Origin of the sequence: Saccharopolyspora ipomoeae (assembly GCF_029952525.1) — a bacterium.
GTDB lineage: Bacteria > Actinomycetota > Actinomycetes > Mycobacteriales > Pseudonocardiaceae > Saccharopolyspora > Saccharopolyspora ipomoeae.
The window spans coordinates 53,403-69,573 of the sequence record NZ_JASAOF010000024.1; the positions used below are offsets into that span (position 1 = coordinate 53,403).

The window sequence follows — 16,171 nt, forward strand, 5'->3', positions numbered from 1 at the left end:
AGGGGTAGCGCCCGCTTGACGTCGGGCGCTACCTACCGTTACGGCGTGAGCGGTTAGAGGTACTGCCCGGTGCCTTTCATCGGCCCCATGTCCGGTTCGCCGGACCCGGCGGGCAGGCCCCGGCGCATCTGCTCCAGCTGAGCCCGCGCGGCCATCTGCTGGGCGAACAGCGCCGTCTGCAGGCCGTGGAACAGGCCCTCCAGCCAGCCCACCAGCTGCGCCTGGGCGATCCGCAGCTCGGCGTCCGAAGGCGTGCTCTCCTGCGCGAACGGCAGCGACAGCCGCTCCAGCTCCTCGATGAGCTCCGGCGCCAGGCCCTGCTCCAGCTCCCGGATCGAGGACTGGTGGATCTCCTTGAGCCTGCTGCGGCTGGCCTCGTCCAGCGGCGCCTGGCGGACCTCCTCCAGCAGCTGCTTGATCATCGTGCCGATGCGCATCACCTTGGCCGGCTGCTCGACCATGCCGTTGATGTCCTCGCCCTGCTCGTGGCCTTCTCCGCCCGCCTCGGCGGCGGCCTCGGCGGACGCGGCGCCGACCGGGTTGCCGTCCTCGCCGACCACGAACACCTGCGGGCGCTGTTGCTCGTTCATGCCTCCCATGCTTCCAGTCTGCCGCGCCCGCGCGGGCCGCGTAGTCCCGACTCGCCCGCAGCGCTGGGGAAACGGATCACGAATGATGCAGTATTGGCCACCCGGAGGGGGAAACGCGGCTCGCGTGTGCGTAGTGTCTGAATCATGGCGTTCGACGTCGCGGCGGTTCGCGGACTCTTCCCCGCGCTCGGCGACGGGTGGGTGCACCTGGACGCCCCGGCCGGCATGCAGGTTCCCGAACAGGTGGCCACGGCGGCGTCGACGGCGCTGCGGGCCCCGGTTTCCGGGCCTGGCGGGAACTTCCCCGCCTCGCAGCGCGCCGAGGCGATCGTGGAGGCCGCTCGTCGCGCGATCGCGGATCTCGTAGGTGCCAAGCCTTCCGGGGTGGTGCTCGGGCCGAACTCGGCCGTGCTCCTCGGGCGGCTCGCCGACGCGCTCGGCGACGGCTGGATGATCGGCGACGACGTCGTCGTGTCCCGGCTCGACTCGCCCGCCAACGTCGACCCGTGGCAGCGCGCCGCGCAGCGCTCCGGCTCCACCGTGCGCTGGGCGGAGATCGACATCGAGACCTGCGAGCTGCCGACCTGGCAGTACGGCGAGCTGGTCACCCCGCGCACCAAGGTGGTGGCGGTCACCGCCGCCTCCGGTGCCGTCGGCACCCGGCCCGACCTGCGCCCGGCCGCCGAGGCCGCCGACGAGCACGACGCGCTGCTGGTCGTCGACGCCTCCGCGGCGGCTCCGTTCGTGCCGCTGGACATCACCGAGCTCGGCGCCGACGTCATCGCCGTCAACGCCTCGGCGTGGGGCGGGCCGCAGGTGGGCGCGCTGGCGTTCCGCGACCCGGCGATGCTCGACCACCTGCCGTCGGTGGCGCTGGACCACAGCGCCCGCGGCCCGGAGCGGCTGGAGATGGGCCCGCACGCGCTGCCGCTGCTGGCGGGCCTGGTCGCCTCGGTGGACTACCTCGCCGGGCTCGACGACGCGGCCATCGGACCGCGCCGCGAGCGGCTGCTGACCTCGCTGCGCGCGGTGAAGTCGTACCAGGCGGGGCTGCTGAACACCCTCACCAACGGGCTGCGCAAGATCGACGACGTGATGCTCATCGGCGACTCGATGCGGCGGATCCCGGCGGTGGCCTTCACCGTCAACGGCGTGAAGGCCGAGGACGCCGTCGCCCACCTCGCCGACCGGGGGATCTGCGCCTTCGCCGATCCGGGCACCCACGGGGTCTTCGCCGCGCTGGGCGCGGCCGAGGTGGGCGGGGCCGTCTGCGTGGGCCTGGCCCACTACACCAACACCACCGAAGTCGACCAGCTGCTCCAGGCCGTCGCCGAACTCACCTGACCGGGTGGGAGTTCGGATCTCGCGCGGAGCTCGAAGCCGCGATCGATCGGACCCGCGATCGATCGGACCCGCGATCGATCCAACTCCGCGCGACATCCGAACCCGTCACCGCACCAGGAGGATCTTGCCCCGGACGTCGCCCGCTTCGAGGGTGGCGTGGGCGCGGGAGGCCTCGGCCATCGGGACGCGGGCGTGCACCGGCATCCGCACCTCGCCCGCTTCGACCAGCGGCCAGAGGCGCTCGCGCACGTCGGCGACGATGCGGGCCTTGCCGTTCGGGCCCTCGACGGGGCGACCGCGCAGCCCGAGCATCGACATCCGCAGCCGCTTCATGAGCATCTTGCCCATGTTCAGCTCGGCCTTGGCGCCGCCCTGCATCCCGATCACGGCCAGGAACCCGTCGGGGGCCAGCGCCGAGAGATTGCGGTCCAAATAGGACGCACCCATGTTGTCCAGGATGATGTTCGCGCCGCCGAGTCCCTTGAGGACCTCGACGAAGTCCTCGTCGCGGTAGGAGATCACCGGGTCCGCGCCCAGCTCCGCGCACAGCGCCCGGCTCTCCGCCGACCCGGCGGTCGCCGCGACCCGCGCGCCCAGCGCCTTGGCGACCTGGATGGCGCAGGTGCCGATGCCGCCCGCGCCGCCGTGCACCAGGAACAGGTGCCCTTCCCGGAGCCCCGCCTCCATCACCACGTTCGACCAGACCGTGCAGGCGACCTCGGGAATGCCCGCCGCCTCCACCAGGTCCACCCCGTCGGGCTTGGGCAGCACCTGCGCGGCCGGGACCGCGACCCGCTCGGCGTAGCCGCCGCCGGCGAGCAGCGCGCAGACCTCGTCGCCGACGTTCCAGCCGGTCACGCCGTCACCGATCTCGGCGATGGTGCCGGAACACTCCAGTCCGGGGATGTCGCTTGCGCCCTTCGGCGGCGGGTAGTTGCCTTGGCGCTGAGCGAGGTCGGCGCGGTTGACCGCTCCGGCGGCGACGTCGATGACCACTTCACCGGGACCGGGTTCCGGGTCCGGGTGCTCCGTCCACACCAGAACGTCGGGGCCGCCAGGCTCGCTGATTGAAATCCCATGCATGCCCGTGACGGTAGTCAGCCGCGGGCGGCGCGAAAACCGAGAACTCGGGTCCGGCCGGGAAAAACGGGAAACATTCCCACTTCTGAACTCGTGCGGGTTTCGCTTGACTGGGATCCTCATCCACCCATTCCACTCAAAACGGGGAGCACGATGAGTTCGCGAACCATCACACCCAGACGCACCGCGGCGGCGCTGGTCGCCACCTGCGCGGCCGCGCTGGTCGCCATCGCCCCGGCCTCGGCCGCCCCCGCGGGGCTCGGCGACCGGGTCACCGGCGACGCGGTGAACCGCCACCTGAACGCGTTGCAGCGCATCGCCGACCTCAACGGCGGCAACCGCGCGTCCGGGCTGCCCGGCTACGAGGCGAGCGTGGACTACGTGGCGGGCAAGCTGCGCGGCGCGGGTTTCGACGTGACCACGCCGGAGTTCACCTACGACGCCTTCTACCTGGACTCCTTCAGCCTCGCGGTCGCCGGTCAGCCCACCGAGGGCGACGCGCTGGAGTACTCCCCGGCCACCCCGCAGGGCGGCATCACCGCCCCGCTGTCGGTCGCCGCGGTCGACGACACCCCGGGCTGCGAGGCGAGCGACTTCGGTCCTGAGGTGGCGGGCTCGGTCGCGCTGATCCAGCGCGGTTCCTGCACCTTCGCGCAGAAGCAGCAGGTCGCGGCCGACGCGGGCGCCGTGGGCGTGATCATCTACAACAACGTCGAGGGACCGCTCAACGGCACGCTCGGCGACCCGGCCGACGCGCGGATCCCCAGCGCGGGCACGTCCATGCAGGTCGGGCAGGCCCTGGCCGGTCAGGCGGGCGCCGAGGTGAAGCTGGACGTCCAGTCGCGGCTGGAGACCGTCACCACCCGCAACGTCGTGGCCCAGACCCGCACCGGCCGCCCGGACAACGTCGTGATGGCCGGCGCGCACCTCGACAGCGTGCCGGAGGGACCGGGCATCAACGACAACGGCAGCGGCAGCGCCGGGCTGCTGGAGACGGCGCTGCGGATGGGTGGCAGCCCGCAGTCGGAGAACGCGGTCCGCTTCGCCTGGTGGGGCGCGGAGGAGTCCGGGCTGGTCGGCTCGACGCAGTACGTCCAGGGCCTGACCTTCGAGCAGCAGCTGGACATCGCCCTGTACCTGAACTTCGACATGATCGGCTCGCCGAACGCCGCCTACCTCGCCTACGACGGCGACGACTCGGACGGCGTCGGCTCGGGTCCGGGACCGCAGGGATCGGGTCAGATCGAGAAGGACCTGACCGCGGCGATGGCCGCGCAGGGCGTGGAGCTGGAGGGCACCGACTTCGACGGGCGCTCCGACTACGGCGAGTTCATCGCCAACGGCATCCCGGCGGGCGGCCTGTTCACCGGCGCCGAGGAGGTCAAGACCGAGGAGCAGGCGGCCAAGTGGGGTGGCACGGCGGGCGTCGCGTTCGACCCGAACTACCACCAGCCCGGTGACGACCTCGGCAACATCGACCGCGTCGCCCTGGAGCGCAACGCCAAGGGCCTGGCCGACGTCATCGAGGCGTACTCGCACAGCACCGAGGGCGTCAACGGGATGCGGACCCGCGAGGAGCGGGCCGCACTCCGCCACTCCCAGCTGAGCGCGTTCGCCGAGCACGCCCGCGGCCCGGCCGTCCCGCACGGCCACAACGCGAGCTGACCTCGGGCGCTCACCGCGTCAGCGGCGCCAGAAGAAGTGGTGCTCGACGCCGCTCGGCGCGGTGATGCGCTCCAGGTGGTAGCGGTCGGTCAGCTCCTCGGGGCTGTTCCACAACCGCACGCCGTCGCCGAGCTCGATCGGGACGACGGCGATGTGCATCTCGTCGATCAGGTCGGCGTCGATGAACTCCCGCAGCGTGCTGATGCCGCCGCCGATGCGCACGTCCTTGCCGTCGGCGGCGGCCTTGGCCTTCTCGACGGCTTCCCGCGGCGTCACGTCGACGAAGTGGAACGTGGTGTCGGACAGCGTGAAGGAGGGCCGCTCGTGGTGGGTGAGGACGAAGACCGGCGTGTGGAACGGCGGCTCGTCACCCCACCAGCCCTGCCACTCGTGGTCCTGCCACGGGCCGCGCTGCGGTCCGAACTTGTTGCGCCCCATGATCTCGGCACCGATGTTGCGGGTGAAGTCCCGCGAGATGTAGTCCTCGAACCCGCGCGTGCCGCCCTCGTCGGTCCGGTTCGGCCAGCTTGCGGTGGCTCCGACCCAGGACATCAGCGACATCGGGTTCACGGCTTTGCCGAACGGTTGCTCGAAGCTCTGGTCGTGCCCGGCTCCGATGCCGTCCCGGGAAACGCTCATGCAGTGAACGCGAACGCGCTGGGTCATGGTGTGCCTCGTCCTCGTGGTCGTCGTGACACCACGAACCTAGGCCGTCGGCGCGTCCAGGTCTTCTCCGATCTTGCGCACTCCAGCGCGCGCTCGGAGGTCGCGCGACATCCCGTGCGCGCGGCGAACGGAATCTCGCGCGAACCCCGCTCGAAGGGCCGCGGTCAAGCGCCGACGGTCTCCGCGTCGGCGCGCTCGCCCGCCAGCAGCGCCACCCGGTAGTGGGCCAGCGACTTGTTGAGGCGGTCGCGGGCCAGCTTCGCCTGTTCGTCGTCGACCCCGATCCCGAGGTGCGCGCACACGGCGGCGCCGGTGGGCTTCGGCCGGGCCTTCACGTCCTGTGTCTCATCCACGGACACCATGCTCGCAGCCTCGGCCCGACATCGTTCCCCGAGGCTGCCGTCCAGCCGATGAACCCGCCGTGACCAGCGCGTTCATGCCTGGACGACCACGCCCATGACCTCTAGGAACCGCAGCGCCAGCGGCTTGGCCGGGACGATCTGGTGGGCTTCGAAGCGCGCCACGTCGGACTCGGCGATGCCGGCCGACGCCGCGAGCCTCGCGTGGTCCCAGCCCAGCTCCTGGCGCGTGAGGAGCACCAGCCGGACCAGGTCTTCGGTGTCGTGGGGGTGTTCTCGCTCGGTTCCACTCACGCGCCGACCCTAGCGACCCAAGATCACCGGTTCGTCACCCAGACGTCAGGCTCACAGATCGAGGGCGGGTGCGAGCTCGCGCAGCGCGGGCAGCGGGTCGTCGGCGGGACCGTCCCCGAGGACCTGGATGACCACGTGGTTCGCCCCGGCGTCGAGGTGCCGCCGCACGTGCGCGGCGATCGACTCGGCGTCGCCGATGGCCACCAGGTGCTCGGCGAGCTCGTCCGAGCCGCCGACGACGAGGTCGGACTCGTCGAAGCCCTGCCGCAACCACGAGTTCCGGTAGTTCGGCAGCTGCGAGTACATGTGCAGGTGCTGGTGGGCTCGCCGCAGCCCGACCTCGCGGTCGGTGGTGAGCGCGACGGCCTGCTCGCTGACCACCCACTTGTCCGGTCCGAGCAGCTCGCGCGTGGTCGCGGTCTGCTCCGGGGTGATCAGGTAGGGGTGCGCGCCGTCGGCGGCGGTGCCCGACAGCTCGATCATCTTCGGGCCGAGCGCGGCCAGCAGCCGGGTCGGCCGCGGCGCACCGGGCTCGACCTTGGCGGAGAGCTCGTCCATGCGCTGCAGGTAGTCGCGCATCGTGGCCAGCGGCTTGGTGTAGGTCCCGGCGTTGCCCTCGACCAGGGGAGCGTGGCTGACGCCGAGCCCGAGCACGAAGCGCCCCGGGTGCAGCGCGCTGAGCGTGCGGCCACCGGCTTCGGCGGCCTTGGCGTCGCGCGCGTGGATGTTGGCGATGCCGGTCCCGACGACGAGCCGCTCGGTCGCCCCGAGCAGCGCCCCGGCCTGCGTCAACGACTCCTTGCCGAACGCCTCCCCGTAGAACAGCGACCCGTAGCCGAGCCGCTCCAACTCCTTCGCCCGGACCTGCACGTCCTGGATCGCCCAGGCATCGCTGGTCCACCACACACCGACACGGGACTGGAAATCGATCTGAGCCATGACCCGACGCTATACCCGTGAACCGCGCTTCGCGGGACGCTGAGAAGCGGCTGAAATCTCGGGCGTTCGGGCTCCGCGCGCGGTGCGCAGGCGCAAGACTGGAGGGCATGTTCAAGAAGCTTTTGGCCGCGGTCGGCGTGGGCGGCGCCGACGTGGAGACCGAGCTGCACACCCCGGGTGTCCAGCCGGGTGGTCAGGTCCAGGGCGTCGTCCGGCTGCGCGGTGGCGAGGTCCCGCAGCGGTTGGACGGTGTTTCGGTCGAGTTCGTGACCCGCGTGGAGCGCGAGACCGACGACGGCGAGACGGAGTCCAAGCGCGCGTTCGGGCAGCAGCGGGTCGGCGAGGGCGTCGAGCTGCAGCCCGGTCAGGTCGTGGAGCTGCCCTTCCAGGCGCTGGCCCCGATGGAAACCCCGATCACCTTCTACAACGGTCGCCACCTGCCGGGCGGCGAGGTCGCGGTCCGCACCCGCCTGGAGATCAGCGGCGCCGTGGACGCCACCGACACGGACCCGATCGGGGTGGGCGCCCTCCCGGCCCAGCACGTCCTGCTGGAGGCGGTGGAGCGCCTCGGCTTCCACCTGCACCGAGTCGACTGCGAGGCCGGGCACCTGCGCGGAACCCGCCAGACGCTGCCGTTCTACCAGGAGATCGAGTTCCGCGGCTCCCCGAACTACCCGCGCCTGAAGCAGCTGGAGGTCACCTTCATCGCAGGCCACGACGGTCTCGACGCGGTCATCGAGGGCGACAAGAAGGCGGGCCTGCTCACCAGCGGCCGGGACCTCACCAACGTCCTCAACATCGACTACGGGGCCATCGACCAGATCGACTGGGCGGCAGAACTCCACAACCACCTCTCCCGAATGGCAAGCGGCTGGCTCTGACGAGAGGAGTTTCGACTGAAACTTCGCCGTCCGAACCCAACGGGACCCCGTAGGCGACGTCTGATGGGGACGCGAAGTTTTCATGAAAACTGCGCCCCCACGAGGTGCCAACCCGAGTGAAACCCTTGGTGCCCCCGTGCAGGGAGGGGACAGTTTTCATGAAAACTGCACAACCACCCGGCGAGCGAGAGCGAGTCAGGATTTGCTGCCGAAGCCTGATCGCGACTAGCCGACAGGTTGGCCCGACAGGTGTTTCAGGACCCGTTGCCGGAGGAGCTCGTACTCCGCGTCCATGCGGGTCTTGCCCGTCGGGCGGGGGACCGGGGCGCCCTCGCCGACGAGTTCGTCGGGTGCGAACTGCTCACGGGTCAGGTCCAGTTCCAGGCCGCTGCCGAAGCGGTTCCACCAGTGGTAGTCGACGTGCTCGCCGTCGCGGTGGACGGGTCCGCACATCAGCTCCCCGCCGAAGAAGTCGTGGAGCACGAGGGCAGTGGTCCCGCACTGCCCTCGTGCCGGATTGCCGGGATGCCAATCGGGAACGTCCTCCGGCGCGCAGGTATCCGCACCCCACGAATCCCGGAGCGCCCGTTCCACGTCGACCAACGACCACAGGATCATGCCCGCAACCATGCCCCGCCCCACCGACATAGGCCGCTGATCAGCTCTCTTCCAGGTAGACGAGTTCGTTGCCGTCCGGGTCGGTGAAGGCGAACATCGGTGGCTGGCCCTCCCAGCGCAGGACTTCGGCGTTGTGGACCGTGGCGCCCGCTTCGCGGAGGCGGGCGTGCGCGGCGTCGGCGTCGGCCGTGCCGAGGCGCACGGCCACCGGGATCTCGCTGTTCGCCGGCAGCAGCAACAGCGCCACGTCCGACCCGGGCGGTGCCACCACCACGAGCCTGGCGCCGGGCCACACCTCGACGTCGGCGCGGCATTCGCAGCCGAGCACCTCGGTGTAGAACTGCAGCGCCCGGTCCTGGTCGGCCACGGGGATCGAGACGCTCTGGACGTTCGTCGTCATAGCTGCGGTCTGCTCGGTCATCGTTCCCTCCTCGTCGGACTTCTCAGGAGTGCAGACCGACCGGGCCCCCGGAACTAATCGCGCACGGGGGACGGCGCCTCCTCCACCGGCAGGTCGCGGGTGTGGCGGAGCGGTGAGGTGAGCAGCCACGCCGACGACAGCAGGACGCCGATCGCCGCGATCCACAGCGTGGGGCGCATGCCGAGATGAGTCCCGCTGATGCCGCCGAGCAGGGCGCCGAACGGGGCGGTGGCGCGGAGCATGAAGCGCATCGTGGCGTTCATCCGGCCCAGCAGGTGGTCGGGGCACAGCATCTGGCGGAAGCTGACCTCCACGACGTTCAGCGAGATGAGGCAGAACCCGCTGATCACACCGCCGATGGCGTACCACGCGACCTGCACGCCAGGACCGGTCAGCGGCACGAGCAGCATCCCGGCGCCGAGCCCGACGATCGCCACCAGCATCAGCCGCGCCTGCCCGATCCGACGCGCGAGGGCGTTCGTGGTCAGCGCCGACGCCACCGCCCCGAGCGGGCCGATGCTGGCGAGCAGACCGACTTCTCCGGGCGACAGGCCGATCTCCAGCGACAGGAACGCGATCGCGATCGCGATGCTCATCGACTGGAAGAACACGACGCACGCCCCGCTGCACGCGATCGCCCGCAGGATCGGATGCCCGAAGACGAACCGCAGCCCCTCCCGGATCTCGGGCACCAACCGGGTGCGGCTCCGCTCCCGGGGAGGTTCGGAGGTCTTGATCGAGCGCAGCCATCCCGCCGACCACAGGAAGCTCAGCGCGTTCACGACGATCGCCACCGGCGCGGTGAGGAACTGCACCAGGAACCCGCCGGCGGCGGGCCCGGTCACCTCGGCGACCGACATGTTCGCCTGCAGCTTCGCGTTTCCCTCCACCAGCTGAGACCGGTCGACCAGGCGAGGCAGGTAGGACTGGTGCGCGACGTCGAAGAACACGGTCAGCACCCCGGCCACCGCCACGACCGCGTACAGCTGCCACAACGTGAGCACCCCGAACCAGGCCGCCACCGGCAGCGACCCCAGCGCGACCGCCCGCCCCACGTCGGCGACCAGCAGCACGGGCCGATTCCGCCACCCGTCGCACCAAGCCCCGACCGGCAACCCGACGACCAGGAACGCAGCCGTCTCCAGCACGGCCAGCAACGACACCTGGAACGGCGAAGCCCCGAGCTCGCTGATCGCCAGCAGCGGCAGCACCACGAACCCGACCCGAGACCCGATCTGACTGAGCCCATCAGCAACCCAGAGCCGCCGGAAGTCGGCTCCCAGAGCCGATTTCGAAACGTCGGACGAGTTCGACACGGGCGCTACTGCTGGGTGACGAAGGTGCCGCGTCCGTGCACCACGGTGATCGTGCCGGACTCGACCAGTGAGCTCAGCGCGCGCCGAACGGTCCCGCGCGCGACCCCGTAGAGCTCGGAGAGCTCGGCCTCGCTGGGCAGCCGAGATCCCCGCGCCAGCGCACCCGACTCGATGTCGGCGGTGACGTCGTCGGCGACCTGCTGCCAGATGGTCTTCGCCGCGCCGTGGTCGATACGGCCGGACCGGTCTTCCCAGGACATGACACCCAGCCTGGTTACCCCATGACCTGTAAGGATGAACCTCTACGTCTAGAGATGTCCAGAGACGTACATAGTTGTCTATCTTGTGACCAGGTGGTTCGAGCGTGGCTGAAGTGGGGAGCGGACGAGGTGGAGCTGGAGGTCGTGATCGTCGACGACCGGGAGTGGTACGCCTGCCCGGTCGGTGGCCCTCGCTGCGGTCGAAGCCTGGTCGACAGCGGCCGAATGGGCCTCGACGCCCTCGACTGGCACGTGCGAATCACCCACAACCTCGCCCTACCCATCGATCAGGCCTCCACCCGCCCCAAGCCCACAACCCCGAAACCCGCCCCAACGCAGGCGAAAAAGGCGAGCTAGGGAGGAAACCGCAGCTGCGTGGTGCGGTGCTCGCCGCTGCAGCCCGCAGGCGCCGCGGTCGAGTCGGAAGTATCGGGCGTCGGCCCAGCGGCACGGCCGGACGCCGAACCCGATGCTGGTGACGATGAACCCGAGCGAGAGTCCGGTGATGATGTTGGCGCCCTTGGTGCGCAACAGATCACCTTCCCCAGCAGGAACGACACGGTGGGAAACTCACCGTGACTCGTGCGTCATCATCGACGTGCTAATCCCGCGTGGCACCAGGTTTGTTACTTCCCGTGCTTTGCCTCCGAAATTGGCGTGCTTCGACCACTAATGCGCCGCGACCAGCGAACTCCACGAGTGACTGCGAGGGGTCCGAACCAATAGACGGTGAGCAAAGTTATTGGACCGTGATCGGAAAGTTCTCGTACCGATGTGGGAAAATGTGGATTAAGTCATGCTTCGGAACGGGCTCCCTGCGCTCGCGCGGGTTATGGGTGGAGATTGAAATCCGGAGCAAGTTGTCTTGCGTGATGCGCGTAGCTGGCAACATAACGCCAGGTCAAGAAGGGTCATTTGACCCAACCGGGAGATTTTTATCCGGATTTTCGGGTCGTTGAGCAGAAACGTCGTACGCCGCATGGGGATGCTGGATTCGATCGATGGTGCGGCCGTGGGTTTGGCCGGGACGGCGTAACGGACCGCGTCCCGCGTCGATAGTCGAAGCGAAAGCTGACCGGCGGGGTAATGGAGTGTGGCGTTCCGGAACTCTGCGTGGTCTGCATGGGAAGCGCTGCTTCCTGGGATAAAGGAGTACCGATTGACCAGCCATGATGACACGGCGTTGACATATCTTTACGGGCGGTTGGATTTCGCGCGAAAGATGATGACCGATCCCACGTGCAGCCGTGAAAGTCGTCGGGATTGGGCTATGCGTGCCGAGGAGTTGCGCCAGTGCCTCCGGCGATTGGAACTATGGCGTTCCGAAAAAGTCGGGGATCGGTACGGGAGCGACGACCTGACGGCAATCGAAATCCTGCCACCGAGGGAATCCCCCGATAACCTGCGCTGAAGCGCACATACCCACTCGGCAAGCTTGCGAGTGACGGCGTGACGCCACCGAACCCGGCGAACCAGCCCTGTTCGACGTCCAAGGCAGATCTGATCGCCGATCCGCCTCCGACGCCATTCGGCGCAATCACTGGCCAAGGGAGTGGCGGGGCAAGTACAGCCACCTCGAACCGGCAGCCGGACCCGGTGGGGGAGATCCCCGCCGGGTCCTGGTCGTGCTGGTCAGCTGAGCGGAAGCGGCGGGATTCGAACCCGCGGTCGGTCTCCCGACGCTCGCTTTCAAGGCGAGTGCATTCGGCCGCTCTGCCACGCTTCCACGCCGCAGCGTAGCCAACTGCGGATGATCGGCCTACAGCCGGTCCGGGGTCAGTCGAGGGCGCGGAGGTGGTCGGTGAGGCGGGTGAAGACGGCGGCGAGGGTCTTCTGCTCGTCGTCGTCGAGGAGGTCGATGATGTGCTCGCGGACGCCCCTGACGTGGGCGGGGGCGGCTTCGCGGAGCTTGGCCAGACCGTCCTCGGTGAGGACCGCTAGAACGCCTCGGCCGTCGTCCGGGCACTCCTGGCGGCGGACCAGACCTTCCTTCTCCAACCTGCGGATCTGGTGGGACATGCGGCTCTTGGAGTGGGCGATGCCGTTGGCGAGCTCGCTCATCCGCAGCTGCATGTCCGGGGCCTCCGACAGCGAGACCATGATCTCGTAGTCGGCGATCGACAGACCGTGGGTGAGCTGCAGCTCTCTGTTGAGCCGGTGCTCCAGCAGGGCGCTGCCCACGATGTAGGCGCGCCAGGCCGACATCTCCGTCTCGCCCAGCCAGGGGGTCAGCTGCTCGGTCGCCTCACTCACCCAGCCAGGTTACCGAGGTCGGAAGCGCTGCGGGCCGGGACGGAAACCTCCCGCCAAAAATGCGCTGTCACCGGTCCGCTTCGCGCGACTAGCATCGAGTGCCGAACCAGGGGGGCGATGTGGCGGTCGCGGTCGAGGTCCACGAGCTGGTCAAGCGGTATCCCAAGAGCCGGGCCAACGCGGTCGACGGGCTGTCCTTCCAGGTGCGTGCCGGTGAGGTCTTCGGGCTGCTCGGGCCCAACGGTGCGGGCAAGACCACCACCGTGGGAATCCTCACCACCCGCGTCCAGCTGACCGGCGGGAAGGCGGTGGTCGCCGGGGTGGACGTGGCCGCCGACCCGGTGGCCGCGCGCCGCAAGGTCGCCGTGGTGCCGCAGCGGGTCAACCTGGACCGGTCGCTGAACTCGCGGCAGAACCTCATCTGGCACGCCACCTACCACGGTGTCGCCCGCGCCGAACGCCGTCGGCTCGCCGACGAGCTGCTGGAGCGGATGGGCCTCACCGACAAGGCCAAGGCCCGCGTCGACGACCTCTCCGGCGGGCAGGCGCAGCGGCTCATGATCGCCCGCGCGCTCATCCACCGGCCCGAGGTGCTGTTCCTCGACGAGCCCTCCACCGGGCTCGACCCGCAGGCCCGGCTGTTCGTGCACGACCGGATCGACGACCTGCGCTCCGAAGGCGTCACGGTCGTGCTCACCACCCACGACATGGACGAGGCCGAGAAGCTCTCCGACCGCGTCGGGGTCGTCGACCACGGCCGGCTGCTGACGCTGGACACCCCCGAGGCCCTGATCCGCTCGCTGCCCGGCAGCGGCACCCTCGACGCGACCCTGCGGGCCGACGGCTACGAGCCGGACAAGATCACCGGGTTGCTCTCCGAGATCCGCGGTGTCGAGCAGGTCGAGCGGATCAGCCCCGACGACGCCGCCGAGCTGCGGCTGCGGCTCTACGTCGCGTCCGAGCCCGCCGGGCTGCTCGGGCCGATCGCCCAAGCCCTGCACGAGCAGCGGATCCCGGTCAGCGACCTGTCGCTGGGCTCGGCGACGCTGGAAGACGTCTTCATCGACCTGACCGGCCGGGAGCTGCGATGATCTCGATCCGCGCGTTCCTCGCCGTCCTCGGGCGCGACGTGTTCGTCACCGGCCGCGAGCTGCCGAGCTTCCTGGCGCAGGTGCTGGTCCAGCCGGTGGCGCTGCTGTTCATCTTCGGCAAGGTCCTCGGCGAGCTCGGCTACACCCAGCCCGGCTACGCGCAGGTGCTGCTGCCCGGGATGATCGCGCTCAACGCGTTCCTGGTGTCGCTGCAGAACACGTCGTTCCCGCTCGTCCTGGACTTCTCGTACTCGCGGGAGATCGAGGACCGGCTGCTGGCGCCGCTGCCGATCAGCTGGGTGGCCGTGGAGAAGATGCTCTTCGGCGCGCTGCGCGGCCTGTTCGCCGCGGTGCTGATGGTGCCGATGGGCGTGTGGATGCTCGGCCGGATCGACTGGGACCTGAGCGGTCTGCCGTTCGCGCTGCTGTGCATGGTGCTTGGGTCGGCCTCCGGCGCGGCGGTCGGCATGACGGTCGGCGCGGCGGTGCCGCCTCGGCGGATCAACATCATGTTCGCGGTGATCCTGGCGCCGCTGATGTTCACCGGCGCCACCCAGTTCCCGTGGGCGCAGCTGGAGCACCTGCGCTGGTTCCAGGTGCTGTGCGCGATCAACCCGCTGACCTACGTCAGCGAGGGAATGCGGGGAGCGCTGCTGCCGGGCATCCCGCACATGGCGCCGTGGGTGTGCGTGCTGGCCCTGCTGGTCGCGATGCTGCTGTTCGGGACCTTGGGGATCCGCTTCTTCCTGCGTCGCGCGCTCGACTAGGCATCGCTGGACAGGGGGAAAAGATCCACACGATCAGGTGATCGGCTCTGAGTAACGAGGCTCCGCTGACGATAAACGAGAACCGTTTTCGCTGATCAGAGGCCGGAAGTCGATCGAACCCCCGGTGCGGGCCGGTGCGGTGGTGCGTGCACGCCCGGATAACTTCCCGTCGGCATGTGATCACTCGGATCAGCTGCCCACCTCCGGGCGTCCCAAGGCGTTTCGCCCGGAGGACCACAGAGTCGACGGGCCAGGAGCCGATGATGAGCCTACGTCGCACCGCCGGCGGCACCGCACGCGCGGCCCGGTCGCTCGCGGCCGCCGCGCTGGGCCTGTCATGCCTCGCGCTGACCGGATGCGCGGGCACCGCCCCCGCCGAACGGCCGCCGTACGCGATGGCCAGGGCGGACCTGGGCATGCAGGCCGACGCCACCACCTTCACCGAATTCCCCACGGCCCCCGCCGATCCGGCACCGGGCGGGGACACCGACGGCGTCGTGCTGCGGGTGCAGGCGGACACAGCGGTGCACTCCTCGCCCGGCGGACCGGTGTTCGCCAAGCTGCCCGCCAAGCAGCTCGACAACCCCACGTGGGTGCCGGTCATCGCCGAGCGAGGCAAGTGGGCTCAGGTCCTGCTCCCGTCCCGGCCGAACGGGGCCACCGGCTGGGTGCTGGAGGACCAGCGGACCCAGCGCGCCCGCACGCCCTACGCGGTCGACGTCGAGATCGACGCGCGGCGGCTCACGGTGCTCCGCGACGGCGCACCGATCGGGCAGTGGGTGGTCGGTGTCGGGGCGTCGGACTCGCCGACGCCGCGCGGCCGGACGTTCATCATGGCGGCGATCGAGGAGACGGTCACCAAGTTCAGCCCGATCATCCTGCCGCTGGGCACCCACTCCAACACCTTCAGCACGTACGGAGGCGGGCCGGGCACGGTCGCGCTGCACGGCTGGCCGGAACCCTCGGTGTTCGGCCAGGCCAGCAGCGACGGCTGCGTCCGCGTCCCCGACGACGCGCTGCGCCTGCTGGCAACGCTGCCACTGGGCACGCTCGTCCACCTGCGGTGACCCCGCCGAGGGTGGAGTTCCCCCGAGAAACCAGGAAGAGGAAGCGATCTATGCGCAAGACGGCTTACATGGCGGGCGCTCTGGCAGTGGGCACCGCGGGCATGGTCATCGGTGGCACCCAGGCCTTCGCCGACAGCACCGACAACGACGGCATCAACATCGGCAACGACAACAACACGAGCGTGCTGCCGATCCAGCTGTGCGGCAACAACATCGCGATCCTCGGCGCGGTCGTGCCGGTCGCGTCCCCGCAGAACGTGGTGTGCGCGGCCAACGCCCCGATCGAGGAGGGCCCGAGCGAGCCGCCGGCCGAGGAGCCGCCGACCGAGGTCTCGCCGGGCTACGAGCCGCCCGCGCCCTCCGACTCGACCGAGAAGCTGCCCGAGGCCCCGGCACCCGTTGCGGTGCAGGGGCACCACGCGGTGACCGGTTGATCCCCGCCCGGACGGATGGGCCGGCCACCTGAACGGGTGGATCTCCTGTCGCTTCTGTAGCGGCGGGCCCGGCCCGCCACTACATTCCGGTGCTGCGTAGATCGCTACGCGTAAAGAGTGGCCGTT

General features: G+C 69.9%; 19 protein-coding genes and 1 tRNA gene. 8 read left to right on the forward strand and 12 right to left on the reverse strand.

Features of this window, described 5'->3' with window-relative positions; translation table 11 throughout:
* Nucleotides 1-53 precede the first annotated feature (53 nt).
* The gene (locus QFW96_RS25865; RefSeq protein ID WP_281458332.1) at nt 54-590 is read right to left on the reverse strand and encodes a bacterial proteasome activator family protein; all 537 of its coding nucleotides are present in this window, start codon (nt 588-590) and stop codon (nt 54-56) included.
* 144 nt (nt 591-734) lie between these two features.
* On the opposite strand from QFW96_RS25865, the gene QFW96_RS25870 reads away from it, so the two are divergent.
* Complete coding sequence (locus QFW96_RS25870) at nt 735-1,934, forward strand: cysteine desulfurase-like protein (RefSeq protein WP_281458333.1); 1,200 nt, start codon at nt 735-737, stop codon at nt 1,932-1,934.
* Nucleotides 1,935-2,039: 105 nt separating this feature from the next.
* On the opposite strand, the gene QFW96_RS25875 is transcribed toward QFW96_RS25870, so the two are convergent.
* Nucleotides 2,040-3,017 carry an NAD(P)H-quinone oxidoreductase gene (locus QFW96_RS25875; protein WP_281458334.1) on the reverse strand — a complete coding sequence of 326 codons (978 nt, stop codon included), beginning with the start codon at nt 3,015-3,017 and terminating at the stop codon, nt 2,040-2,042.
* A gap of 150 nt (nt 3,018-3,167) precedes the next feature.
* Between QFW96_RS25875 and QFW96_RS25880 the strand changes: the two genes are divergently transcribed.
* Nucleotides 3,168-4,679, forward strand: coding sequence for a M28 family metallopeptidase (locus tag QFW96_RS25880; RefSeq protein WP_281458335.1), 1,512 nt, complete (start codon nt 3,168-3,170; stop codon nt 4,677-4,679).
* Between the two features lie 18 nt (nt 4,680-4,697).
* Here QFW96_RS25880 and QFW96_RS25885 read toward each other — a convergent pair whose 3' ends face one another.
* The 4 genes from QFW96_RS25885 to QFW96_RS25900 form a co-directional block, all read right to left on the reverse strand.
* Nucleotides 4,698-5,345, reverse strand: a complete 648-nt coding sequence (locus QFW96_RS25885; RefSeq protein WP_281458336.1) for a dihydrofolate reductase family protein — start codon at nt 5,343-5,345, stop codon at nt 4,698-4,700.
* 164 nt (nt 5,346-5,509) lie between these two features.
* Nucleotides 5,510-5,698 (reverse strand): hypothetical protein, encoded by a 189-nt coding sequence (locus QFW96_RS25890; protein ID WP_139274162.1) that lies wholly within the window; start codon nt 5,696-5,698, stop codon nt 5,510-5,512.
* Between the two features lie 81 nt (nt 5,699-5,779).
* Nucleotides 5,780-5,998 (reverse strand): helix-turn-helix domain-containing protein, encoded by a 219-nt coding sequence (locus QFW96_RS25895; RefSeq protein WP_281458337.1) that lies wholly within the window; start codon nt 5,996-5,998, stop codon nt 5,780-5,782.
* Nucleotides 5,999-6,049: 51 nt separating this feature from the next.
* Complete coding sequence (locus QFW96_RS25900; RefSeq protein WP_281458338.1) at nt 6,050-6,937, reverse strand: LLM class F420-dependent oxidoreductase; 888 nt, start codon at nt 6,935-6,937, stop codon at nt 6,050-6,052.
* 107 nt (nt 6,938-7,044) lie between these two features.
* Between QFW96_RS25900 and QFW96_RS25905 the strand changes: the two genes are divergently transcribed.
* Nucleotides 7,045-7,818, forward strand: a complete 774-nt coding sequence (locus QFW96_RS25905; RefSeq protein ID WP_281458339.1) for a sporulation protein — start codon at nt 7,045-7,047, stop codon at nt 7,816-7,818.
* A gap of 225 nt (nt 7,819-8,043) precedes the next feature.
* On the opposite strand, the gene QFW96_RS30255 is transcribed toward QFW96_RS25905, so the two are convergent.
* From QFW96_RS30255 to QFW96_RS25925, 4 genes are read right to left on the reverse strand one after another with little or no spacing between them, the layout of a single operon-like run.
* A complete protein-coding gene (locus QFW96_RS30255; RefSeq protein WP_425524795.1) occupies nt 8,044-8,466 on the reverse strand; it encodes a YunG family protein in 423 nt (140 codons plus the stop codon).
* Nucleotides 8,467-8,476: 10 nt separating this feature from the next.
* Entirely contained in the window at nt 8,477-8,857 is a 381-nt protein-coding gene (locus tag QFW96_RS25915) for a VOC family protein (protein ID WP_281458341.1), read from the reverse strand.
* A 53-nt stretch (nt 8,858-8,910) separates the two neighbouring features.
* On the reverse strand, nt 8,911-10,173 hold the full coding sequence (locus QFW96_RS25920) for an MFS transporter (protein WP_281458342.1): 1,263 nt from the start codon (nt 10,171-10,173) through the stop codon (nt 8,911-8,913).
* Between the two features lie 5 nt (nt 10,174-10,178).
* Nucleotides 10,179-10,433 carry a GntR family transcriptional regulator gene (locus tag QFW96_RS25925; protein WP_281458343.1) on the reverse strand — a complete coding sequence of 85 codons (255 nt, stop codon included), beginning with the start codon at nt 10,431-10,433 and terminating at the stop codon, nt 10,179-10,181.
* A gap of 93 nt (nt 10,434-10,526) precedes the next feature.
* Here QFW96_RS25925 and QFW96_RS25930 point away from each other — a divergent pair, with 93 nt between their 5' ends.
* On the forward strand, nt 10,527-10,790 hold the full coding sequence (locus tag QFW96_RS25930; protein WP_281458344.1) for a hypothetical protein: 264 nt from the start codon (nt 10,527-10,529) through the stop codon (nt 10,788-10,790).
* A gap of 1,284 nt (nt 10,791-12,074) precedes the next feature.
* On the opposite strand, the gene QFW96_RS25935 is transcribed toward QFW96_RS25930, so the two are convergent.
* Both QFW96_RS25935 and QFW96_RS25940 read right to left on the reverse strand, forming a co-directional pair.
* A tRNA-Ser gene (locus QFW96_RS25935) sits at nt 12,075-12,159 on the reverse strand.
* Nucleotides 12,160-12,209: 50 nt separating this feature from the next.
* Nucleotides 12,210-12,638, reverse strand: a complete 429-nt coding sequence (locus QFW96_RS25940; RefSeq protein WP_281458373.1) for a MarR family winged helix-turn-helix transcriptional regulator — start codon at nt 12,636-12,638, stop codon at nt 12,210-12,212.
* 167 nt (nt 12,639-12,805) lie between these two features.
* Between QFW96_RS25940 and QFW96_RS25945 the strand changes: the two genes are divergently transcribed.
* From QFW96_RS25945 to QFW96_RS25960, 4 genes are all read left to right on the forward strand, one after another.
* Complete coding sequence (locus QFW96_RS25945; RefSeq protein ID WP_281458374.1) at nt 12,806-13,777, forward strand: ABC transporter ATP-binding protein; 972 nt, start codon at nt 12,806-12,808, stop codon at nt 13,775-13,777.
* Complete coding sequence (locus QFW96_RS25950; protein WP_281458345.1) at nt 13,774-14,544, forward strand: ABC transporter permease; 771 nt, start codon at nt 13,774-13,776, stop codon at nt 14,542-14,544. The genes QFW96_RS25945 and QFW96_RS25950 overlap by 4 nt, the downstream gene beginning before the upstream one ends.
* Before the next feature lie 263 nt (nt 14,545-14,807).
* The gene (locus tag QFW96_RS25955; protein WP_281458346.1) at nt 14,808-15,611 is read left to right on the forward strand and encodes a L,D-transpeptidase family protein; all 804 of its coding nucleotides are present in this window, start codon (nt 14,808-14,810) and stop codon (nt 15,609-15,611) included.
* 50 nt (nt 15,612-15,661) lie between these two features.
* Nucleotides 15,662-16,045, forward strand: coding sequence for a hypothetical protein (locus QFW96_RS25960; protein WP_281458347.1), 384 nt, complete (start codon nt 15,662-15,664; stop codon nt 16,043-16,045).
* Nucleotides 16,046-16,171: the final 126 nt, after the last annotated feature.

What these genes read in the sequence shown, in the direction of transcription:
- QFW96_RS25865 (WP_281458332.1), bottom strand. Translation starts at nt 590, where the DNA reads ATGAACGAGCAACAGCGCCCGCAGGTGTTCGTGGTCGGCGAGGACGGC.
- QFW96_RS25870 (WP_281458333.1), top strand. Translation starts at nt 735, where the DNA reads ATGGCGTTCGACGTCGCGGCGGTTCGCGGACTCTTCCCCGCGCTCGGC.
- QFW96_RS25875 (WP_281458334.1), bottom strand. Translation starts at nt 3,017, where the DNA reads ATGCATGGGATTTCAATCAGCGAGCCTGGCGGCCCCGACGTTCTGGTG.
- QFW96_RS25880 (WP_281458335.1), top strand. Translation starts at nt 3,168, where the DNA reads ATGAGTTCGCGAACCATCACACCCAGACGCACCGCGGCGGCGCTGGTC.
- QFW96_RS25885 (WP_281458336.1), bottom strand. Translation starts at nt 5,345, where the DNA reads ATGACCCAGCGCGTTCGCGTTCACTGCATGAGCGTTTCCCGGGACGGC.
- QFW96_RS25900 (WP_281458338.1), bottom strand. Translation starts at nt 6,937, where the DNA reads ATGGCTCAGATCGATTTCCAGTCCCGTGTCGGTGTGTGGTGGACCAGC.
- QFW96_RS25905 (WP_281458339.1), top strand. Translation starts at nt 7,045, where the DNA reads ATGTTCAAGAAGCTTTTGGCCGCGGTCGGCGTGGGCGGCGCCGACGTG.
- QFW96_RS30255 (WP_425524795.1), bottom strand. Translation starts at nt 8,466, where the DNA reads ATGTCGGTGGGGCGGGGCATGGTTGCGGGCATGATCCTGTGGTCGTTG.
- QFW96_RS25915 (WP_281458341.1), bottom strand. Translation starts at nt 8,857, where the DNA reads ATGACCGAGCAGACCGCAGCTATGACGACGAACGTCCAGAGCGTCTCG.
- QFW96_RS25925 (WP_281458343.1), bottom strand. Translation starts at nt 10,433, where the DNA reads ATGTCCTGGGAAGACCGGTCCGGCCGTATCGACCACGGCGCGGCGAAG.
- QFW96_RS25940 (WP_281458373.1), bottom strand. Translation starts at nt 12,638, where the DNA reads ATGTCGGCCTGGCGCGCCTACATCGTGGGCAGCGCCCTGCTGGAGCAC.
- QFW96_RS25950 (WP_281458345.1), top strand. Translation starts at nt 13,774, where the DNA reads ATGATCTCGATCCGCGCGTTCCTCGCCGTCCTCGGGCGCGACGTGTTC.
- QFW96_RS25955 (WP_281458346.1), top strand. Translation starts at nt 14,808, where the DNA reads ATGAGCCTACGTCGCACCGCCGGCGGCACCGCACGCGCGGCCCGGTCG.
- QFW96_RS25960 (WP_281458347.1), top strand. Translation starts at nt 15,662, where the DNA reads ATGCGCAAGACGGCTTACATGGCGGGCGCTCTGGCAGTGGGCACCGCG.